At 71.4% G+C, this 20,044-nt stretch carries 18 protein-coding genes; 16 read left to right on the top strand and 2 right to left on the bottom strand.

The genetic code is table 11. The annotated features are described in order from the left end of the window. The first annotated feature begins 127 nt into the window (after nt 1-127). A complete protein-coding gene (locus ACFVH0_RS36895; RefSeq protein WP_385827544.1) occupies nt 128-1,015 on the top strand; it encodes a sulfurtransferase in 888 nt (295 codons plus the stop codon). Nucleotides 1,016-1,022: 7 nt separating this feature from the next. On the opposite strand, the gene ACFVH0_RS36890 is transcribed toward ACFVH0_RS36895, so the two are convergent. Further along, nucleotides 1,023-2,849 (bottom strand): glycoside hydrolase family 15 protein, encoded by a 1,827-nt coding sequence (locus tag ACFVH0_RS36890; RefSeq protein ID WP_385827542.1) that lies wholly within the window; start codon nt 2,847-2,849, stop codon nt 1,023-1,025. Nucleotides 2,850-3,230: 381 nt separating this feature from the next. Here ACFVH0_RS36890 and ACFVH0_RS36885 point away from each other — a divergent pair, with 381 nt between their 5' ends. From ACFVH0_RS36885 to ACFVH0_RS36820, 14 genes are all read left to right on the top strand, one after another. Beyond that, entirely contained in the window at nt 3,231-4,916 is a 1,686-nt protein-coding gene (locus ACFVH0_RS36885; protein WP_385827540.1) for a CTP synthase, read from the top strand. Nucleotides 4,917-5,005: 89 nt separating this feature from the next. Continuing rightward, a complete protein-coding gene (locus ACFVH0_RS36880; RefSeq protein WP_385827538.1) occupies nt 5,006-5,632 on the top strand; it encodes an NUDIX domain-containing protein in 627 nt (208 codons plus the stop codon). Nucleotides 5,633-5,821: 189 nt separating this feature from the next. After that, on the top strand, nt 5,822-7,885 hold the full coding sequence (locus tag ACFVH0_RS36875; protein ID WP_385827536.1) for a tetratricopeptide repeat protein: 2,064 nt from the start codon (nt 5,822-5,824) through the stop codon (nt 7,883-7,885). 143 nt (nt 7,886-8,028) lie between these two features. Beyond that, on the top strand, nt 8,029-9,144 hold the full coding sequence (gene ald, locus ACFVH0_RS36870) for an alanine dehydrogenase (protein WP_385827571.1): 1,116 nt from the start codon (nt 8,029-8,031) through the stop codon (nt 9,142-9,144). Nucleotides 9,145-9,513: 369 nt separating this feature from the next. Beyond that, entirely contained in the window at nt 9,514-10,632 is a 1,119-nt protein-coding gene (locus ACFVH0_RS36865) for a ParA family protein (protein ID WP_124718559.1), read from the top strand. Further along, nucleotides 10,629-11,258: a hypothetical protein gene (locus tag ACFVH0_RS36860; protein ID WP_385827569.1), complete on the top strand. Its 630-nt coding sequence runs from the start codon at nt 10,629-10,631 to the stop codon at nt 11,256-11,258. The genes ACFVH0_RS36865 and ACFVH0_RS36860 overlap by 4 nt, the downstream gene beginning before the upstream one ends. 109 nt (nt 11,259-11,367) lie before the next feature. Beyond that, a complete protein-coding gene (locus ACFVH0_RS36855) occupies nt 11,368-12,423 on the top strand; it encodes a segregation and condensation protein A (protein WP_385827534.1) in 1,056 nt (351 codons plus the stop codon). Continuing rightward, on the top strand, nt 12,420-13,067 hold the full coding sequence (gene scpB / locus ACFVH0_RS36850) for an SMC-Scp complex subunit ScpB (protein ID WP_385827532.1): 648 nt from the start codon (nt 12,420-12,422) through the stop codon (nt 13,065-13,067). Before ACFVH0_RS36855 ends, scpB begins: the two co-directional genes overlap by 4 nt. Next, the gene (locus ACFVH0_RS36845; protein WP_385827530.1) at nt 13,067-14,248 is read left to right on the top strand and encodes a pseudouridine synthase; all 1,182 of its coding nucleotides are present in this window, start codon (nt 13,067-13,069) and stop codon (nt 14,246-14,248) included. Before scpB ends, ACFVH0_RS36845 begins: the two co-directional genes overlap by 1 nt. Nucleotides 14,249-14,381: 133 nt before the next feature. Further along, nucleotides 14,382-15,035 (top strand): nicotinamide riboside transporter PnuC, encoded by a 654-nt coding sequence (gene pnuC, locus ACFVH0_RS36840; RefSeq protein WP_385827528.1) that lies wholly within the window; start codon nt 14,382-14,384, stop codon nt 15,033-15,035. Then, nucleotides 15,032-16,111: an AAA family ATPase gene (locus ACFVH0_RS36835; RefSeq protein ID WP_385827526.1), complete on the top strand. Its 1,080-nt coding sequence runs from the start codon at nt 15,032-15,034 to the stop codon at nt 16,109-16,111. Before pnuC ends, ACFVH0_RS36835 begins: the two co-directional genes overlap by 4 nt. After that, the gene (locus ACFVH0_RS36830; RefSeq protein ID WP_385827524.1) at nt 16,108-16,842 is read left to right on the top strand and encodes an NUDIX domain-containing protein; all 735 of its coding nucleotides are present in this window, start codon (nt 16,108-16,110) and stop codon (nt 16,840-16,842) included. Before ACFVH0_RS36835 ends, ACFVH0_RS36830 begins: the two co-directional genes overlap by 4 nt. Then, on the top strand, nt 16,839-17,861 hold the full coding sequence (locus tag ACFVH0_RS36825) for an ADP-ribosylglycohydrolase family protein (RefSeq protein ID WP_385827522.1): 1,023 nt from the start codon (nt 16,839-16,841) through the stop codon (nt 17,859-17,861). Before ACFVH0_RS36830 ends, ACFVH0_RS36825 begins: the two co-directional genes overlap by 4 nt. Before the next feature lie 3 nt (nt 17,862-17,864). Continuing rightward, nucleotides 17,865-18,671: a DNA polymerase beta superfamily protein gene (locus tag ACFVH0_RS36820; protein ID WP_385827520.1), complete on the top strand. Its 807-nt coding sequence runs from the start codon at nt 17,865-17,867 to the stop codon at nt 18,669-18,671. On the opposite strand, the gene ACFVH0_RS36815 is transcribed toward ACFVH0_RS36820, so the two are convergent. After that, entirely contained in the window at nt 18,668-19,363 is a 696-nt protein-coding gene (locus tag ACFVH0_RS36815; RefSeq protein ID WP_385827518.1) for a DNA polymerase beta superfamily protein, read from the bottom strand. The two genes, ACFVH0_RS36820 and ACFVH0_RS36815, sit on opposite strands and share 4 nt — an antisense overlap. Nucleotides 19,364-19,507: 144 nt before the next feature. Between ACFVH0_RS36815 and ACFVH0_RS36810 the strand changes: the two genes are divergently transcribed. Beyond that, nucleotides 19,508-19,945: a YidB family protein gene (locus tag ACFVH0_RS36810; RefSeq protein ID WP_385827516.1), complete on the top strand. Its 438-nt coding sequence runs from the start codon at nt 19,508-19,510 to the stop codon at nt 19,943-19,945. Nucleotides 19,946-20,044: the final 99 nt, after the last annotated feature.

Below are 20,044 nucleotides of genomic sequence, written 5' to 3'. Positions count from 1 at the left end.
GGGAGCCGCGGGACAGCTGTTGACATGGGACGATCGCCGCTGCGATCTTGTGGACGCCGCGCGGTCCGGGCCGGTCGGCCCGGTCTGCCGGGCGGCCCCGACAGCCGGAACCGGACCTGGAGCAGACATGGGTGACGACGTACCGGCGTACCCGAGCGGTCCGGAACTTCCCGGCCCGCTGGTCGGGGCCGACTGGCTGGCGCGGCGGCTCGGCCGGCCGGGACTGGTGGTCCTCGACGCCTCGGTCGGCGCGCACCGGGGCAGTGAGCGGCGGATCCCGGGAGCGCGGGCCTTCGACATCGACGGGGCGCTGTCCGACCACTCCGGCCCGCTGCCCCACACGATGCCCGGGGCCGGCCGGTTCACCGAGGAGCTGCGCTCCCTGGGCGTGAACGACTCCGACACCGTCGTCGTCCACGACGCCGCGGGAATCTACTCCAGCGCGCGGGCCTGGTGGATGCTGCGGGCCATGGGCTTCGACCGGGTCGCGGTGCTCGACGGCGGTCTGCCCGCCTGGGCCGACGCCGGACTGCCGCTGGAGAGCGCCCGGCCCGCGTCCGCCCCCGCCCCCGCTCCCGGCGACTTCACGGCACGGCCGCGCCCGGGAATGTTCGTCGGCGCCGAGGAGGTGGCGGCGGCACTGGCCGACCCGGCGGCGATGGTCCTCGACGCCCGGGCCCGGGAACGGTTCACCGGCACCGTGGCCGAACCCCGGCCCGGACTGCGCGCCGGGCACATGCCGGGGGCGGTCAACCTGCCCTTCGGGGAGCTTCAACGCGCCGGGCGGATGCGCCCGGCGGACGAGCTGCGCGCCGTGTTCGCCGCCCTCGCCGGGGAGCGCGAGCGGCTGGTCGTCAGCTGCGGATCGGGGGTCACCGCGTGTGTCCTGGCCCTGGGAGCCGAACTGGCGGGGTACCGCGGACAGGCCGTGTACGACGGGTCCTGGAGCGAATGGGGGCTGCCGTCACGGCGGCCCGTGGTGACCGGGGCGGACGGGTCTCCGCCCGCCCCGTGAGCCGGGCTCAGCCGACGTACGCCCCGCTCGCCGTCAGGCGCAGTGCCGTGTCGATCAGCGGCACATGGCTGAATGCCTGCGGGAAGTTCCCCACCTGGCGCTGGAGCCGGGGATCCCACTCCTCCGCGAGCAGGCCCAGATCGTTGCGCAGGGACAGCAGCCGCTCGAAGAGCTGGCGGGCCTCGTCGACCCGGCCGATCATCGCCAGATCGTCCGCCAGCCAGAACGAGCAGGCCAGGAACGCGCCCTCGTCGCCCTCCAGGCCGTCGACGCCCGCGTCCTCGCCCGAGGTGGGGTAGCGCAGTACGAAGCCGTCCACGGTGGACAGCTCGCGCTGGATCGCCTCGATCGTGCCGATCACGCGCTTGTCGTCCGGCGGCAGGAAGCCCATCTGCGGGATCAGCAGCAGCGAGGCGTCCAGTTCCTTCGAGCCGTAGGACTGGGTGAAGGTGTTGCGCTCCGGGTCGTAGCCCCGCTCGCAGACATCGCGGTGGATCTCGTCGCGCAGCTCGTGCAGGCGCTCCACCGGCCCTTCCGCGTCCCCGGACTCGATGAGCTTGATGGTGCGGTCGACGGCGACCCAGGCCATCACCTTCGAGTGAACGAAGTGACGGCGCGGCCCGCGCACCTCCCAGATGCCCTCGTCCGGCTCGTCCCAGTGCTTCTCCAGGTACTCGATCAGCTTGAGCTGGAGGCCGGTCGCGTAGTCGTTGCGGGTCAGGCCCGTCATGTGGGCCAGGTGCAGCGCCTCGGTGACCTCGCCGTACACGTCCAGCTGGAGCTGGCCCGCCGCGCCGTTGCCGACCCGGACCGGGGCCGAGTTCTCGTACCCGGGCAGCCAGTCCAGCTCGGCCTCGCCCAGCTCGCGCTCGCCCGCGATGCCGTACATGATCTGGAGGTTCTCCGGGTCGCCGGCGACCGCCCGCAGCAGCCACTCGCGCCAGGCGCGGGCCTCCTCGCGGTAACCGGTGCGCAGCAGCGAGGAGAGCGTGATCGCGGCGTCGCGCAGCCAGGTGTAGCGGTAGTCCCAGTTCCGGGAGCCGCCGATGTCCTCCGGCAGGGAGGTGGTCGGCGCGGCGACGATGCCGCCGGTCGGCGCGTACGTCAGGGCCTTGAGGGTGATCAGCGAGCGGACCACGGCCTCGCGGTAGGGCCCGTGGTAGGTGCACTGCTCGACCCATTCGCGCCAGAAGTCCGCCGTCGCGTCCAGCGAGCCCTCCGGGTCCGGCAGACCGGGCGGCTCGTGGTGCGAGGGCTGCCAGCTGATCGTGAACGCGATCCGGTCACCCGGCGCGATCGTGAAGTCGGAGTACGTCGTGAGGTTCTCGCCGTAGGTGTCGGCGGGGGTGTCCAGCCAGACGGAGTCGGGGCCCGCGACGGCGACCGTGCGGCCGTCGACCTTGTGCACCCAAGGGGTGACCCGTCCGTAGCTGAACCGCATGCGCAGCTCGGAGCGCATCGGCACCCGGCCGCTGATCCCTTCCACGATCCGGATCACCTGCGGCGCACCGTCACGTGGCGGCATGAAATCGGTCACTCTGACCGTTCCGCGTGGTGTGTCCCACTCCGATTCCAGGATGAGGGAGTCCCCGCGGTAGCGGCGGCGGTCCGCGGACGGCGGCTCCGTCCCGTCCGCCCGCGCCGGACCCAGGCGCCAGAAGCCGTGCTCCTCGGTACCCAGCAGTCCTGCGAAGACGGCGTGCGAATCGAAGCGGGGAAGGCACAGCCAGTCCACTGTGCCGTCCCGGCAGACCAGGGCGGCGGTCTGCATGTCTCCGATGAGTGCGTAATCCTCGATGCGCCCGGCCACGTGCATCTCCAGTCGAACGGCCATGTCGCCCCGTAGGGCATTACTGCGGGTCAAGAGGTCGTCGCAAGGGGTTGTTGTGGGGGATCCTGCGAACAAGTCACCTCGCCCGGGGCAAGTGTCCGAGCAGGATACGACGCACCCCGATGATCCGCGCGACGGTCTCAGCAACACGTCTGACCCGAACGGGTGTGTGCACGGGCACTCGTGGTGATCATGCGAGGTGGGCGACGGGATGCGGCCGGAAGCAGGCTCCCCTCGGCGCTGATACCCTGGTAGCCCGTGGACCGGTGGTCGTCCGCAACCGCAGACGAGGCCCCCGAACCGCAGCGACGGCGCCTCCGGAGTCTCCGGACGAAAACGCCGGTACGCACCTCACGATCGCGACCACGGGAGCCCCCTTTGGCTATGCAGCCCACATCCACGACGACCAAGCACATCTTCGTCACCGGGGGTGTCGCCTCATCCCTCGGCAAGGGTCTGACTGCCTCCAGCCTCGGTGCCCTGCTCAAGGCGCGCGGCCTTCGGGTCACCATGCAGAAGCTCGACCCCTACCTCAACGTCGACCCGGGCACGATGAACCCGTTCCAGCACGGTGAGGTGTTCGTCACCAACGACGGCGCCGAGACCGACCTGGACATCGGCCACTACGAGCGCTTCCTCGACGTCGACCTCGACGGCTCCGCCAACGTCACCACCGGCCAGGTCTACTCGCAGGTGATCGCCAAGGAGCGGCGCGGCGAGTACCTGGGCGACACCGTGCAGGTCATCCCGCACATCACCAACGAGATCAAGCACCGCATCCGCCGCATGGCCACCGACGACGTCGACGTCGTCATCACCGAGGTCGGCGGCACGGTCGGCGACATCGAGTCGCTGCCGTTCCTGGAGACCGTCCGCCAGGTCCGCCACGAGGTCGGCCGGGACAACGTCTTCGTCGTGCACATCTCGCTGCTGCCCTACATCGGCCCGTCCGGTGAGCTCAAGACCAAGCCGACCCAGCATTCCGTCGCCGCGCTGCGCAACATCGGTATCCAGCCCGACGCCATCGTGCTGCGCGCCGACCGCGACGTACCGACCGCCATCAAGCGCAAGATCTCGCTGATGTGCGACGTCGACGAGGCCGCCGTGGTGGCCTGTGTGGACGCCAAGTCGATCTACGACATCCCGAAGGTGCTGCACACCGAGGGCCTGGACGCCTACGTCGTGCGCAAGCTCGACCTGCCGTTCCGCGACGTCGACTGGACGACGTGGGACGACCTGCTGGACCGCGTCCACAACCCCGACCACGAGATCACCGTCGCGCTCGTCGGCAAGTACATCGACCTGCCCGACGCCTACCTCTCGGTGACCGAGGCCATCCGGGCCGGCGGCTTCGCCAACAAGGCGCGGGTCAAGGTCAAGTGGGTCGCCTCGGACGACTGCAAGACCCCGGCCGGTGCCGCGAAGCAGCTCGGTGACGTCGACGCGATCTGCGTCCCCGGCGGCTTCGGCGACCGCGGTGTCAACGGCAAGATCGGCGCCATCCAGTACGCCCGCGAGAACAAGGTGCCGCTGCTCGGCCTCTGTCTCGGCCTCCAGTGCATCGTCATCGAGGCCGCGCGCAACCTCGCCGAGATCCCCGACGCCAACTCCACCGAGTTCGACGCCGCCACCGCGCACCCCGTCATCTCGACGATGGAGGAGCAGCTGGCGTACGTCGAGGGCGCGGGTGACCTGGGCGGCACCATGCGGCTCGGCCTGTACCCGGCGAAGCTCGCCGAGGGCTCGCTGGTCCGCGAGGCGTACGACGGAGAGCCGTACGTGGAGGAGCGCCACCGCCACCGCTACGAGGTCAACAACGCCTACCGGGCCGAGCTGGAGAAGAAGGCCGGTCTGGTCTTCTCCGGCACCTCCCCGGACAACAAGCTCGTCGAGTACGTCGAGTACCCGCGCGAGATCCACCCCTACCTGGTCGCCACCCAGGCGCACCCGGAGCTCCGGTCCCGCCCTACCCGCCCGCACCCCCTCTTCGCGGGCCTGGTGAAGGCGGCCGTCGCACGCAAGACGGGTGCCGCGGCCGGTGACGGCAAGGGCAAGCAGTCGGGCAAGTAGTCCGGCGCCGCACAGGCGTTAACGTTGGCCGGGGTACGCGTCCGCGAAGGACGCGTACCCCGGTTTCTGTTTTTCGTGGGAGGACGTAGATGGGTTTCCAGGACACGCCCGAGGAGTGGCAGGTCACCGCGACCGAGACGCCCTTCACCGGCAACAAGACCAGCGTCCGCACCGACGAAGTGGTGATGCCGGACGGCTCGGTCGTACGCCGCGACTACCAGGTCCACCCGGGCTCGGTCGCCGTGCTCGCGCTCGACGACGACAACCGGGTCGTCGTGCTGCGGCAGTACCGCCACCCGGTGCGCCACAAGCTCTGGGAGATCCCGGCCGGACTGCTCGACGTCCCCGGTGAGAACCCGCTGCACGCGGCGCAGCGCGAGCTCTACGAGGAGGCGTACGTCAAGGCCGAGGACTGGCGGGTGCTGACCGACGTCTACACCACACCGGGCGGCTGCGACGAGGCCGTGAGGATCTTCCTGGCCCGCAGCCTCTCCGAGGCCGACGGGGAGCGCTTCGAGGTCTCCGAGGAGGAGGCCGACATGGAGCTGGCCCGGGTGCCGCTCCAGGAGCTGGTACGGGGCGTGCTCGCGGGGGAGCTGCACAACAACTGCCTCGTGGTGGGTGTCCTCTCGCTCGCGGCGGTGCTCGCCGGTGACGGGATCGATTCGCTGCGCCCGGCCGACGCGCCGTGGCCGGCCCGTCCGTTCGAGGCCTGACGGGCCGTAGAACCACCGAACGGCGCACGCCGAGGTCCTTCGATCGGACAAGATGCTGATCCGATCGGGGGACCTCTGTGTCGTGCCCGGTCATGCTCGACGGAAATCACCCACACGCCTGAACTACGCTCACAATGCCCTGACCGGAGTCCCGGCGGGCGACGCGTGCAGCGAAGTGGAGCGTGGCCCGTGACGGATCAGGCGGTGGACACCAGCGGCCCGGCCGAGGCAGCGGGAACCGAGGAGCCGTCCCGTACCGCCCCACCTCAATTCTTCGGCCGCGCACGCGAGTTGAAGGCACTGCGGGCCGACATCGAACGGGCCGGCCTGGACACCCTGGCCGGTCGCAAGGCCGCCCGCGCCCGGGTCCTGCTGATCGCCGGACGACCCGGCTCCGGACGCACCGCGCTCGCCGGTGAACTCACCCGCAGGCTGCTCGCCGAGGGCGACCACCCCGACGGACTCCTCCGCGCCCGGCTCACCGACCCCGGCGGTGCGCCGGTGCCCACCGAGCGCACCGCCCGTGAGCTGCTCGACCGGATGGGGGTGACCGGGCCGCCCGGCGCGGACGGGGACGAGCTCTCCGGGATGGTCCGCGACGAGCTCGCCGGACGCCGTGCACTGCTGCTCCTGGACGACGCGGTGGACGCGGAACAGGTCGACCCGCTGCTCCCCGACAACCCGGACTGCCTGGTCGTCGCCACGTCCGAGGGCCCGCTGACCGGCATCCCGGGCGTCCGCCCCTGCACCATCGGCGGCCTGGACGCGGGCTCCGCCGTGCGGCTGCTCGCCCGCACCATCGGAGAGGTCAGGATCACCGTCGACCCGCGGACCGCCGAGACCCTCGCCGAGGAGTGCGGCGGACTGCCGGCCGCCCTGGTGATGGTCGCCGGCTGGCTCGCCGCCCGTCCCATGGCGTCGGTCGCCGATGTCACCAGGCAACTGCGCGAACTGCCGGACGACACCGAGCAGTCCACCGGCTCCCGGCCGCTGGCCCGCGCCTTCCGGCTGGTCCACGAATCGCTGCCGCCGACCGCCGCCCGGATACTGCGGCTGCTCGCCCTCGCCCCCGCCGGACTCGCCGACGCCCACACCGCGTCCGCGCTGGCCGGCTGCTCCGTCTCGGCCGCCCAGACGACCCTCGACGACTTCGTGGCCCTGGGGCTGCTGCACACCAACGGGGCGGACCAGCCGCAGTACGAGGTGCCCGGCTGCCTCGCACCGCTGCTGCGGGTGCTGCTGGAGGCCAGGGACCGGCCGGCGGAGGTCCAGCTGGCCAGGGCCCGGATGCTGGAGCGGACCGTACGGCTGCTGCAGTCCTGCCGGGCGGTCACCGAACCCGAGGCCTCACCGGCCCGCCGTAAGCTCGCCGGGCTCCCGCGGTCGCTGCGCTTCCCCAACCCCGAGGCGGCCGCCGAATGGCTGCGGATCCGCCGGCCGGCCCTGCTGGCCTCGGCCCGGATCGCCGTCGAGGACGGTGAACTGGACACCCTGGCACGGCGGTTGGTGTCCGCGCTGGTGCGGGCGCTGGCCGTGCACCGGGGCACCGAGGCCGCCGCACCCGAGCTGTACGGGCTGCACGGTCTGGTGCTGGCCGTCGCCGAGCGGCGCGAGCTGCCGCGCGAGCGGGCCGCCGCGCTGCTCAACCTCGCCGACCTCGACGCCAGGACCGGCCGCACCCGGGAGGCGCTGGCCCGCTACCGGGCCGCGCTGGACGCCGGACGGGCCGCGAAGGACCCGTACGCCACCGGCCGCGCGATGGAATCCGTAGGTGGCGCCTATGCGGAGCTGGGGGACTTCCAGCGGGCCTCCGACTGGTACGGCCGCGCGCTGGCGCAGCGGCTCACCCAGGGGGAGCGGGCCGACGAGGCGCGGCTGTACGGGCGGCTCGGCGCCGTCCACACCTATGCCGGGCGGTACGGCGAGGCGCTGCGGAACTGGCGAGCCGCGGCGGCCGGGTACCGCAGGCTCGGCGACGTGCCGGCCCAGGCGCGGGCGCTCAGCGAGGCGGCACGGGTGCAGGAGTACGCGGGCCGCCCGCACGAGTCGCTGCACACCTGCCAGGAGGCCGTCGAGTGGGCCAGGCGCGCCGGTGACGTGCGGCTTCAGGCGGCGCTGGAGCTCCGGCTGGCCGACACGCTCGAACGGCTCGGCGACCCGGCCGCGGCCGGGCTGCACCGGGGTCTGGCCGACAGATTGCTGAGCCAGGAGGGTGCGACCTGCGAAATCCGTAGTGCGGCGACTGAAAATTAATGCTTTGTAAGGCTAGACAGCACGAAACCCTTCATTAGACTGGCTCTGCCGCGTGTGTTCGCGGTGTCTCCATTTACGTAGTGTCTATCCGGGTATGTATTGCTATGTCCGGGTAACCCTCTGAGCCAAGGACCGTGATCGACGTGAAGGTCGGCATCCCCCGCGAAGTCAAGAACAACGAGTTCCGCGTGGCGATCACGCCTGCCGGTGTGCACGAGCTCGTCCGCCACGGCCACCAGGTCGTCGTCGAGGAGAACGCCGGGGCCGGCTCCTCCATCACGGACGAGGAGTACGTCGCCGCCGGGGCGCAGATCCTCCCCACCGCCGACGAGGTCTGGGCCACCGCCGACCTGCTGCTCAAGGTCAAGGAGCCGGTCGCCGAGGAGTACCACCGCCTCCGCAAGGACCAGACGCTCTTCACCTACCTCCACCTCGCGGCCTCCCGCGAGTGCACCGACACGCTGATCGAGTCGGGCACCACGGCCATCGCCTACGAGACGGTCGAGACCGCCAACCGCGCGCTCCCGCTGCTCGCCCCGATGTCCGAGGTCGCGGGCCGGCTGGCCCCGCAGGTCGGCGCCTACCACCTGATGCGCTCGGTCGGCGGCCGCGGTGTGCTGCCGGGCGGCGTCCCGGGCACGGCGCCCGCCGAAGCCGTGGTCATCGGCGGCGGTGTCTCCGGCTGGAACGCCACGCAGATCGCCGTCGGTCTCGGCTTCCATGTCACGCTGCTCGACAAGGACATCAACAAGCTCCGCGAGGCCGACAAGGTCTTCGGCACCAAGGTGAAGACCGTCGTCTCCAACGCCTTCGAGCTGGAGAAGGCCGTCATCGAGGCCGACCTCGTCGTGGGTGCCGTGCTGATCCCCGGCGCGAAGGCGCCGAAGCTGGTCACCAACGAGCTGGTCGCCAAGATGAAGCCCGGAAGTGTACTTGTCGACATTGCGATCGATCAGGGCGGCTGCTTCGAGGACTCGCACCCGACGACGCACGCCGAGCCGACCTTCATGGTCCACAACTCGGTGTTCTACTGCGTCGCGAACATGCCGGGCGCGGTCCCGAACACCTCGACGTACGCCCTCACCAACGCCACGCTCCCGTACATCCTGGAGCTCGCCAACCGCGGCTGGGTCGAGGCGCTGCGCCGCGACGCCGCGCTCGCCAAGGGTCTCAACACCCATGACGGGCAGGTCGTTTACCGCGAGGTGGCCGAGGCGCACGGCCTGGAGCACGTCGAGCTGAGCTCGCTCCTCGGCTGACGGGTCAACTGCTTCCGTCAACCTCATGCGTACGGCCGGACCTTGCCGAGCAAGGTCCGGCCGTACGCATGCCGGGCCCCTTCGGCGGCCCCGTTCAACTCGTCTCGAACGTAACCCTTTAACCGATTCGTACACCCGTTAAATCTGCGCCCCGGTGGCCGCACGCCCTTGACAGGGACGTGTTCGATTGCCGACACATCGGGCCGGGTCCGGCGGATTGTGTTGCTGCGGAGCGGTGACACGCCATAGAGTCGCCAATCGTCGGCATGGTGCCACGCTGACCTATCGATAAGTTTCCTGGTCACGTCCAAGGAGGTAAGACGACTTGTGAATGAGTCGACATTTACTCCCGGGGGTGTTCATCCAGGGATGCCTGCGCGGGGCCAGAGCCCGAACGGGCTGGAGGCTGTCGGCTCCGTCGCTGTCCGCACCTTCGCCACCCAACAGCACATGACGACAGCCCCCCAGATGATGGACGGCCTACACGTGAACGCCATGGCCGGCAACGAAAGTGGCCGGGACACCGCCCACTTCGCCGACTTCGACGAGGTGCCCCAGGGGCACTTCTACGACCCCGATGCCGAGTACGAGCCCGATCCGGAGTACGCGGCCACCCTCGCGCCCGACGCTGCCCGCCAGCGCCGCGAGCGGATCGGCCCGACCGGCCGGCCCCTGCCCTACTTCCCGATCCCGGGCCCGCTGACCGATCACGGCCCCGCGAAGATCATCGCGATGTGCAACCAGAAGGGCGGCGTCGGCAAGACCACGTCGACCATCAACCTGGGTGCCGCGCTCGCGGAGTACGGACGACGCGTCCTGCTCGTCGACTTCGACCCGCAGGGTGCCCTGTCGGTCGGGCTCGGCGTCAACCCGATGGAGCTCGACCTCACGGTCTACAACCTGCTCATGGAGCGGGGCATGTCGGCCGACGAGGTGCTGCTGAAGACCGCGGTCCCGAACATGGACCTGCTGCCCAGCAACATCGACCTGTCGGCCGCCGAGGTGCAGCTGGTGAGCGAGGTGGCCCGGGAGTCCACGCTGCAGCGTGCCCTGAAGCCGCTGATGGCCGATTACGACTACATCGTGATCGACTGCCAGCCGTCGCTCGGCCTGCTCACCGTGAACGCCCTGACGGCCGCCCACAAGGTCATAGTGCCGCTCGAGTGCGAATTCTTCGCGCTCCGTGGTGTGGCGTTGCTCACCGAGACCATCGAGAAGGTCCAGGAGCGCCTCAACCCCGATCTCGAACTCGACGGCATCCTCGCCACCATGTACGACTCCCGTACGGTGCACAGCCGTGAGGTTCTCGCGCGCGTCGTCGAGGCATTCGACGACCACGTCTACCACACGGTCATCGGGCGCACCGTGCGCTTCCCGGAGACCACGGTCGCCGGTGAGCCCATCACCACCTACGCCTCCAACTCGGTCGGTGCCGCCGCCTATCGCCAGCTCGCCAGGGAGGTGCTCGCCCGGTGTCACGCCGAGTGAGTCTGCCCGGGGCCGACGAACTGTTCCGTACCACCGGAGGAATGGGGCTCCAGGCCTCGTCCCCCGCGGACCGGCGACGCAAGGCGAACGGTGAGGCCCGGGTGCCCGGCCCGGCCGGGGAGAGCGATTCCGGGGCGGACGGATCCGGGGCGGAAGCGGCGCAGGCGGCCGACGGCGCCTCGCGCGAGGAGCACTCCGCGGCGGACGCCGACGCGGGGGAGCCGCGCAGCCGCGACGCCGACCGGGTCGCGGTGGCCGCGCAGGCGGGCCGCAGGCCCCAGCAGTCCGCACCGACGGCCGCGTCTTCGGCGGCGCCCGCCGCCACGCCCCCGGCCGCGCAGGAGGCGGTTCCCGCCCCTGCCGTTCAGCAGCAGCGCAGGCGCGGCGGCGGGCGCGGGGCGAACCGGCGGCCCAGCGGCCGCGAGCGCCACGACGAGAAGATCACCGTCTACGTCTCGGCCGAGGAACTGATGGACCTGGAGCACGCCCGCCTGGTGCTGCGCGGGGAGCACGGGCTCGCCGTCGACCGCGGGCGGATCGTCCGCGAGGCGGTCGCGGTGGTGCTCGCGGATCTGGAGTCGCGGGGCGACGCGAGCATCCTCGTACGGCGGCTGCGCGGCCGCTGACGGGTCAGGCGCCGGTAGCCTGCCCGGTGGGCGGCCGCCGGACGAGCGGTCCGGCCCTTTCCGTACGGGCCACGGCCCGCCGCCCGTATCCCGCTGCCCCTGGACCTTCATGCCGACGACCGACGAGCCCGCCCGCACCCCACGCCGCCCCCTGGGGCGCGGCCCGGGCGGCGGGGCCGCGCCGGAGCCGGTGGACGGCGGGAGCGCCGACGAGCAGGCCGCCGGCCCGCCCGCGCCCGAAGCCGAGGTTCCGCCCGCCCCCGCGACGCCGGAGGCGCACGAGGCGCCTGTCGCCACCTCCGAGTCCGCCGAGCCCGCCGGACCTTCCGGACCCGCCGGACCTTCCGGGCCGGCCGACGACGGCCGGTTCACCGTCCGGCTGGCGAACTTCGAGGGGCCGTTCGACCTGCTGCTCCAGCTCATCTCCAAGCACAAGCTGGATGTGACCGAGGTCGCCCTGTCGAAGGTCACCGACGAGTTCATGGCACACATCCGCGCCATGGGGCCGGACTGGGACCTGGACCAGACCACCGAGTTCCTCGTCGTCGCCGCGACCCTGCTCGACCTGAAGGCAGCCCGGCTGCTGCCCACCGCCGAGGTGGAGGACGAGGCGGATCTGGCGCTGCTCGAAGCGCGGGACCTGCTCTTCGCCCGGCTGCTCCAGTACCGCGCGTACAAGCGCATCGCGGAGATCCTCAGCGAGCGGCTGGCGTCCGAGGGGCGGCGCTTCCCCCGGACCGTGGGGCTGGAGCCGCACCACGCCGAGCTGCTGCCCGAGGTCGTGATCAGCATCGGGGCGGAGGGCTTCGCCGCGCTGGCCGTGAAGGCGATGCAGCCGAAGCCCGAGCCGCAGGTGTACGTCGACCACATCCACGCGCCGCTGGTCAGCGTGCGGGAACAGGCCGAGATCGTGGTGGCGCGGCTGCGGGAGGCGGGCGAGACCAGCTTCCGTACGCTCACCGAGGACGCCCCGGACACCCTCACCGTCGTCGCCCGGTTCCTCGCGCTGCTTGAGCTGTACCGGGAGAAGGCCGTCGCGCTCGACCAGGACGAGGCGCTCGGGGAGCTGCTGGTGCGCTGGGCCGGGGGAGAGGGGGCCGGACCCGTTGTCACGGACGAGTTCGACCCCGAGACAAGGGACGCCCAGAAGGATGTGAAGGCATGAGTCAGCAGGAGAACACCGGCTCCACCGTCGCGGATCTCGATCTCAAGCCCGCGCTGGAGGCCGTCCTCATGGTCGTCGACGAGCCCGCCACCGAGGAGCACCTCGCCAAGGTCCTGGAACGGCCCCGCAGGGCCGTCGGGGACGCGCTGCGGGAGCTGGCCGACGAGTACACCGTGCAGCGGCGCGGTTTCGAGCTGCGGCTGGTGGCGGGCGGCTGGCGCTTCTACACCCGCCCCGAGTACGCGGCGGCCGTCGAGGGCTTCGTGCTGGACGGCCAGCAGGCCCGGCTGACCCAGGCGGCGCTGGAGACCCTCGCGGTGGTCGCGTACCGCCAGCCGGTCAGCCGTTCCAGGGTCTCCGCGGTCCGCGGCGTGAACTGTGACGGGGTCATGCGGACCCTGTTGCAGCGGGGGCTGGTGGGGGAAGCGGGCGCGGAACCCGAAACAGGTGCGATCCTGTACAGGACGACGAACTACTTTCTGGAGCGGATGGGCCTGCGCGGCCTGGATGAGCTCCCGGAGCTCGCGCCCTTCCTCCCCGAGGCGGACGCGATCGAGGCTGAGACGCTAGAGGGTGTGCCGTCGTTCGATCCGGACGCACCGGACACCCCGGATACTCACGCAGACGACAAGACGGATTTTTGATGCGAAGCAGTGGCAGGAACAGCGGAAGCGGCGGAGCCAGGAGCGGCGGCAGCGGCGGCGGAGCCAGGAGCGGCGGCGGCAGGAGCGGCGGCGCCAGGAACAACACCGGCAGCGGCAGGAACAGCAACCCGAACCCTCGGGTTTCCGGTTCCGAGCGTGACGACAAGCAGGAGCAGCGCCCCCGCCGGCCCCGCCCCGAGGAGCGCCGCTACGACGTGGGCAACGACAAGCCGGGCGGCGACGGCGGCACCCGCAAGGGGCGCGGCGCGGCGGCCCGCGGCGGCGCCAAGGGCGGCCCGAAGGCGGCGACCGGCGGCTCCAAGGGCAGCGGCCGCCGTACCCCGTACGGTGCCCCGTCCCGTCCGCGTGAGCTCGACGCCAAGATCGAGCAGCGCAACCGGGACAGGTACGCGGGCAAGGCCGACATCCGGACGCCCAAGACCCACCCGGGCGCCGAGCAGGAGGGTGAGCGGCTGCAGAAGGTCCTCGCCCGGGCCGGCATGGGCTCGCGCCGGGCGTGCGAGGAGCTGATCGAGCAGGCCCGCGTCGAGGTCAACGGCGAGATCGTCGTCGAGCAGGGCATGCGCGTCGATGTGAACAGGGACGAGATCAAGGTCGACGGCCTGACCGTCGCCGCCCAGTCCTACCTCTTCTTCGCGCTGAACAAGCCCGCCGGTGTCGTCTCCTCGATGGAGGACCCGGACGGCCGCCAGTGCCTCGGCGACTACGTCACCAACCGTGAGACGCGGCTCTTCCACGTCGGCCGGCTGGACACCGAGACCGAGGGCATCATCATGCTCACCAACCACGGTGAGCTGGCCCACCGCCTGACCCACCCCAAGTACGGGGTGAAGAAGACCTATCTGGCCGCCATCCAGGGACCGCTCCCGCGCGACCTGGGCAAGCGGCTCAAGGACGGCATCCAGCTGGAGGACGGGTACGCCCGCGCCGACCACTTCCGGGTCGTCGAGAACACCGGCAAGAACTACCTGGTCGAGGTGACCCTCCACGAGGGCCGCAAGCACATCGTCCGCCGGATGCTGGCCGAGGCCGGCTTCCCGGTCGAGCGGCTCGTGAGGACGTCCTTCGGGCCGATCCCGCTGGGCGACCAGAAGTCCGGCTGGCTGCGCCGCCTCACCAACACCGAGGTGGGCATGCTGATGCGCGAGGTCGGTCTGTAGGGAGCGCCCTCCACCGTCCGTTCCGAGGCCCGCGGCCGATTCCTGTTCCCGATTTTCGAACAGGAATCGGCCGCGGGCCTTTTCCTGCGCCCCTTCCGCCTTTATAGTCAGAGTGACTATTAAGGAGGCGGGCGTGAGTCTCGCGGATTTCCTCGATCCATTGCAACAACCCCTGGTGACGGTGCTCGACACCCCGGTCAGCTGGACCGAGGTGCTCGGCTTCGGAAGCGGGGCGCTGTGCGTATGGCTCGTGGCCCGCCAGCACCTCGCCAACTGGCCGATCGGCATCGCCAACAACCTCTTCTTCATCCTGCTGTTCACCCAGTCCGGTCTGTACGCCGACGCCGGCCTCCAGATCGTCTTCATCGCCCTTGCCGCGTACGGCTGGTGGACCTGGACCCACGGGGGTGGACCGGGCTCACCGGACCTGCCGGTGCGGCGCACCACGCGCACCGAATGGACCTGGCTGCTCGCGGCGGGGGCGGTGGGGGCCGTCGCGCTCACCGTCCTGCTCGACCACGCCACCGACTCGACGGTGCCCTTCTGGGACGCCCTGACGACCGCGCTGTCGCTGACGGCGACGTACGGGCAGTGCCGGAAGCTCGTCGAGTCCTGGTGGCTCTGGATCGCCGCCGATGTGGTGTACATCCCGCTGTACGCGTACAAGGAGCTCTATCTGACCTCGCTGCTGTACGTCGGCTTCCTGACGCTCTGCCTGATCGGCCTGCGCAACTGGAAGCGCGATCTCGCGGGGGAGCCGCCGCGGTTGGTGCGGGTGGCGGCATGAAGCGCTTCGGTCACGGGCTGGTCCTCGGCAAGTTCTACCCGCCGCACGCCGGCCACCACCACCTCGTCCGTACCGCCCAGGACCACTGCGAACGGCTGACCGTCCTGGTCTGCGCCGCCTCCGTGGAGTCCGTCCCGCTCGCCGACCGGGTGGCCTGGATGCGGGAGGCACACCCGGACGTACGGGTCGTCGGCGCCGTCGACGACATCCGCATGGACCTCCACGATCCGGTGATCTGGGACGCGCACATGGCCGTCTTCACCGGGGCCGTGCCCGAGCCGGTGGACGCCGTCTTCACCTCGGAGTCGTACGGGGACGAACTCGCCCGCCGGTTCGGCGCCGAATCCGTCTGCGTGGACCCCGACCGCACGGTCTTCCCGGTCTCCGGCACCGCCGTCCGCAAGGACCCGGTCGGCTGCTGGGACTTCCTGGAACCTCCGGTACGGGCCGCCCTCGCCCGCCGGGTCGTCGTCCTCGGCGCGGAGTCCACCGGCACCACGACCCTGGCCCGCGCCCTCACCGACCACTACCGCGCACGCGGCGGCGTGTGGGCGCGGACCCGGTACGTCGCCGAGTACGGGCGGGAGTTCAGCGAACGGAAACTGGCCGAGCTGCGCGAGCGGTGGCCCGGTGCCCAGTGGGAGGACGTCAGCTTCACCACCGACGACTTCCCGCTGATCGCCGAGGCCCAGAACGCGAAGGAGGAGGCCGCCGCGCGCACCGGGTCGCCGGTGCTCATCTGTGACACCGACTCCTTCGCCACCACCGTCTGGCACGAGCGGTACGTCGGCGGACGCAACCCGCTCGTCGAGCGGACCGCCGACCGGGTCACCCACCACCTGTGGCTGCTCACCGACCACGAGGGCGTCGCCTTCGAGGACGACGGACTGCGCGACGGCGAAGAGCTGCGGCCCTGGATGACCGACCGATTCCGCGCCGAACTCACCCGTACCGGAAGGGAGTTCATCGAGATAACCGGCACCCGTCAGGAACGTCTGGCCACCGCGGTCGCCGCCGTCGACGCACTGCTCGCCGACAGCTGGAACTTCGCCGCACCCCTGCCGGAGCACCGATGAGCACCGGAGCCCCCGAAGGGTACGACCCGCGCGCCTTCGAACCCTTCGCGGTCACCGTCGACCTCGCCGTCTTCACGGTCCGCGCCGGCCGGCTGCACGTCCTGCTCGTCGAACGGGGCGAGGATCCGTACAAGGGCCACTGGGCACTTCCCGGCGGCTTCGTGCTGCCCCGCGAGTCCGCCGAGACCGCCGCCCGCCGGGAACTCGCCGAGGAGACCGGACTGACCGGGGGCACCGCCGGCGCCCTCCACCTGGAACAGCTGCGCACCTACAGCGAACCGGACCGCGACCCCAGGATGCGGGTCGTCTCGGTCGCCTACGCCGCACTCGTACCCGACCTGCCCGAACCGCGCGGCGGCGGCGACGCGGCCGGCGCCCGGTGGTGGGACGCCGGACAGCCCGGCCCGCTCGCCTTCGACCACGACCGGATCCTCGCCGACGCGCACGACCGGATCGGCGCCAAGCTCGAATACAGCTGTCTGGCCACCGCCTTCTGCCCGCCCGAATTCACCCTGGGGGAACTCCAGCAGGTGTACGAGACGGTCTGGGGCGTCGAGCTGGACCGGCCCAACTTCCGGCGCAAGGTCCTCGCCACACCCGGCTTCGTCCAGGCCGTGGAGGGATCGCCGCGCCGTACCGGCGGACGGGGAAAACCGGCCGCGCTCTACCGGGCGGGTGCCGCTACCGCCCTGCACCCACCACTGCTGAGACCGGAAGGAAGAAGCACGTGATCGTGACCAGGACCATCACCAAACAGGCCGCCACCGGCGCGCTGACCGGGCTCGCGCTCGGCGACGCACTGGGCTTCCCGACCGAGTTCAACAACGTTCCGTCGATCCTCGCCAAGTGCGGGCCGTGGCGCCGGATGCCACTGCCGAAGCCGGCCTTCGTCACCGACGACACCCAGATGACACTGGCCCTGGGACGTGGCATCCGCACCGCCATGGACCGCGGGCTGCTCACCCCGCTGCGGCTGGCCCGCCCGGTGCGCGAGGAGTTCGTCGACTGGTACCACTCGCCCGACAACAACCGCGCACCCGGCCGCACCTGCATGACCGCCTGCCGGCTGCTCGACAGCGACCGGCTCTGGCAGGAGGCCAGCCAGACCGGCTCCAAGGGCTGCGGCGCCAACATGCGGGTCGCGCCGATCGGGCTCGTACCCGGACTCAGCGACGAACAGCGCTCCGGCGCCGCCCAGTTGCAGGCCGCCCTCACCCACGGACACCCGACCGCGCTCGCCGCGTCCGACCTGACGGCCCGAGCGGTGCACCTGCTGGCGCAGGGGGCGGAGCCGATGGGCCTGATCGGTCAGCTGCGCAGTTACGCGTACGAGAACAGCGGCCGCTACCTCACGCGCTGGCTCGGCGACCTCTGGCGGTACGCGGGCGACCCCTCGCCCGAGCTGTACATCCAGCGCGGCTGGGACGAATGCCTGACCGCCCTGGCCCGCGTCCAGGACGCGCTGCGCGACCCGTCCCCGGAGACCGACCCCTGCGAGGTGACCGGCGACGGCTGGATCGCCGAGGAGGCCCTGGCCACGGCCCTGCACTGCTTCCTCCTCTTCCCCGAGGAACCCGTCACCGCGCTCCGCCGGGCCGCCTGCACACGCGGAGACTCGGACTCCCTGGGCTGCCTGACCGGTGCGTTCGCCGGGGCGCACCTGGGGGCGGGGGCGTGGCCCAAGGAGTGGTCGGAGCGGATCGAGTACCGCAGCGATCTGCTGTCGCTGGGGGCGCTCTGGGATTCTTGACCCATGCCCATGGACACCAAGCACCTCAAAGAGGCCGGGCTGCCGGTCACCGACCTCGGCCCGGTCCTCGCCGAGGAACGCCACCCGCTGCTCTTCGCCACGGTCTCCGGGGCGCATCTGTACGGGTTCCCCTCCAAGGACTCGGATGTGGACCTTCGGGGGGTCCATCTCCTGCCCGCGGCCGACCTGGTGGGACTGCGCGAGGCCGAGGAGACCCGCTCGCGGATGTGGGACCGGGACGGGACCGAGATGGATCTCGTCACGCACGACCTCCGGAAGTTCGTCCGGCTGATGCTCAAGCCCAACGGCTATGTGCTGGAACAACTGCTCTCGCCGCTGGTCGTGCACACGAGCGAGCCGCACGCCGAACTGGTGGCGCTGGCACCGGGCGTGGTCACCCGCAACCACGCCCACCACTACCGGGGGTTCGCCAACACCCAGTGGCGGCTCTTCGGGAAGACCGGTGAACTGAAGCCGCTGCTCTACACGTTCCGGGCGCTGCTCACCGGGATCCACCTGATGCGCAGCGGTGAGGTGCGGGCGCATCTGCCGACCCTGCTGGGGGAGGTGGCGGCGCCCGCGTACCTGCCCGGGCTGATCGAGGCGAAGGCCGAGGCGGAGCACGGGGGAGCGGAGGGCGTGGACGGGGAGGCGGTGTCGCGGGACGTCGAGGCGCTGCACGGAGTGCTGGACCAGGCCCAGGCGGAGTCGGCGCTGCCCGCGACGGCCGGCGGGTTCGAGGCGCTGCACGACCTCGTGGTGCGTGCGCGGTTGACGGGGGTCTCCTGGTCTCCCGAGTCGGGAGGCTAGGGCCGGTCCACGGACGCCCGGCGGGTGCGGATCAGGAAGTCCTCGATCCGGGCCCGGTCCGGCTCCTGGGGAAGCGGGGAGTTCCGCGCCGTCTCCTCGCTCTCCTCCATCAGGCGGTTCATACGGCGTTCGACCTCGTCCCACGGCACCTCGCCCCGCTTCACCGCCAGCAGCCCCTCGCGGGCCGCGCCCACCTCGATCGTGAGCTCACCGGTGCGCAGCAGGTCCCGGCCGGTGCTCAGGAGCCGCAGCAGATGCATGGCGTGCTTCCAGCGCGGAACCCCGTACTGCCGTACGTCCGCCTCCAGCTTCCTGCGCTGGCCCCAGGCGTAGCGGACGAACGTCCGGTGGGCCAGCCGGGACAGGAACGCGCCGCGCAGGGAGAGGAGTTCCCGGCCCACGTCGTCGATGTGCTCCACCAGCGGCGAGTGCAGGCACTCCAGCACATTGGGGTTGGCGCGCAGCGCCAGCTCGCAGAAGCGTTCCAGCTCCCAGGAGAACTGCTCCGGTGCCGGGCCGTCGACATGCGTCGGCGGCTTCTCGAACCGCCAGAACAGCGGGGTCGGCGCGAGGAACACACCCCGCCGGTCGGTGTCGCTCCCCTCCGTGGCGAGCCCGAAGGCGCGCGAGCCCATCACACAGGAGTAGACCGTGTGGTCGCGTACGAGAGCCTCGGGATCAGGGGTGATCATGCCGGCGAGGGTACGTGAGCGGGAGCCGTCCGTACCGGGGATTTCCGTGCCGCGGCCCTGGCACGGAGTGCCCCGCTCAAGTGGCAGAAGCCCGGGTTCTGATCGACATTGTCGATAAATCATCCCCTCTGGAGAGGCAGAACCATGGCAGGAAACGATCTCGGCAGCCTGCTCGGCGGCTTGCTGGGCGGCAGCGGCCAGAGCGGCGGCTCGGGCGGCGCGGGGAACATCCTCGGCGCGCTGCTGGGCGCACTCGGCGGCGGCCAGGGCGGCCAGGGCGGTACGGGCGGCGGCAACGCGCTCGAAGGGCTGATCGGGATGCTCACCAGATCCGGCCTCGTCGACCAGGCGCAGTCCTGGGTCGGCACCGGGGAGAACCAGACGGTCAGCGGCGCCCAGATCGCCGAGGCGCTGCCGGACGAGACGCTCCGCAAGGTCGCCCAGGAGACAGGGGTCAGCACGGAGCAGGCGGCCGACCAGATCGCCCGCTCGCTGCCCACCGCGGTCGACAGGCTGACCCCGTCCGGGGAGGTGCCGGAGGGCCGCTCGATCGAGGACCTGGTCCGCGAGCAGCAGCTCTGACGGCGGAAGCGGCCCCCAGGGCCCCCCCCGGAACACCCCCCCACACACCCACGGCCCCCACCCAACCCCCCCCCACACAACACCCCAACACCCCCCACC

This window comes from Streptomyces sp. NPDC127117, from assembly GCF_042677325.1.
Lineage (GTDB): Bacteria > Actinomycetota > Actinomycetes > Streptomycetales > Streptomycetaceae > Streptomyces.
The sequence above is the reverse complement of the archived record's forward strand: the minus strand, read 5'-3'. Positions and strand labels throughout refer to the sequence as shown.

Excerpts from the sequence above, each read along its gene's own strand:
- ACFVH0_RS36895 (WP_385827544.1), top strand. The coding sequence starts at position 128 with ATGGGTGACGACGTACCGGCGTACCCGAGCGGTCCGGAACTTCCCGGC.
- ACFVH0_RS36885 (WP_385827540.1), top strand. The coding sequence starts at position 3,231 with ATGCAGCCCACATCCACGACGACCAAGCACATCTTCGTCACCGGGGGT.
- ACFVH0_RS36865 (WP_124718559.1), top strand. The coding sequence starts at position 9,514 with ATGCCTGCGCGGGGCCAGAGCCCGAACGGGCTGGAGGCTGTCGGCTCC.
- scpB (WP_385827532.1), top strand. The coding sequence starts at position 12,420 with ATGAGTCAGCAGGAGAACACCGGCTCCACCGTCGCGGATCTCGATCTC.
- ACFVH0_RS36890 (WP_385827542.1), bottom strand. The coding sequence starts at position 2,849 with ATGGCCGTTCGACTGGAGATGCACGTGGCCGGGCGCATCGAGGATTAC.
- ACFVH0_RS36855 (WP_385827534.1), top strand. The coding sequence starts at position 11,368 with ATGCCGACGACCGACGAGCCCGCCCGCACCCCACGCCGCCCCCTGGGG.
- ACFVH0_RS36830 (WP_385827524.1), top strand. The coding sequence starts at position 16,108 with ATGAGCACCGGAGCCCCCGAAGGGTACGACCCGCGCGCCTTCGAACCC.
- ACFVH0_RS36815 (WP_385827518.1), bottom strand. The coding sequence starts at position 19,363 with ATGATCACCCCTGATCCCGAGGCTCTCGTACGCGACCACACGGTCTAC.
- ACFVH0_RS36880 (WP_385827538.1), top strand. The coding sequence starts at position 5,006 with ATGGGTTTCCAGGACACGCCCGAGGAGTGGCAGGTCACCGCGACCGAG.
- ACFVH0_RS36845 (WP_385827530.1), top strand. The coding sequence starts at position 13,067 with ATGCGAAGCAGTGGCAGGAACAGCGGAAGCGGCGGAGCCAGGAGCGGC.
- ACFVH0_RS36835 (WP_385827526.1), top strand. The coding sequence starts at position 15,032 with ATGAAGCGCTTCGGTCACGGGCTGGTCCTCGGCAAGTTCTACCCGCCG.
- ACFVH0_RS36810 (WP_385827516.1), top strand. The coding sequence starts at position 19,508 with ATGGCAGGAAACGATCTCGGCAGCCTGCTCGGCGGCTTGCTGGGCGGC.
- ACFVH0_RS36820 (WP_385827520.1), top strand. The coding sequence starts at position 17,865 with ATGCCCATGGACACCAAGCACCTCAAAGAGGCCGGGCTGCCGGTCACC.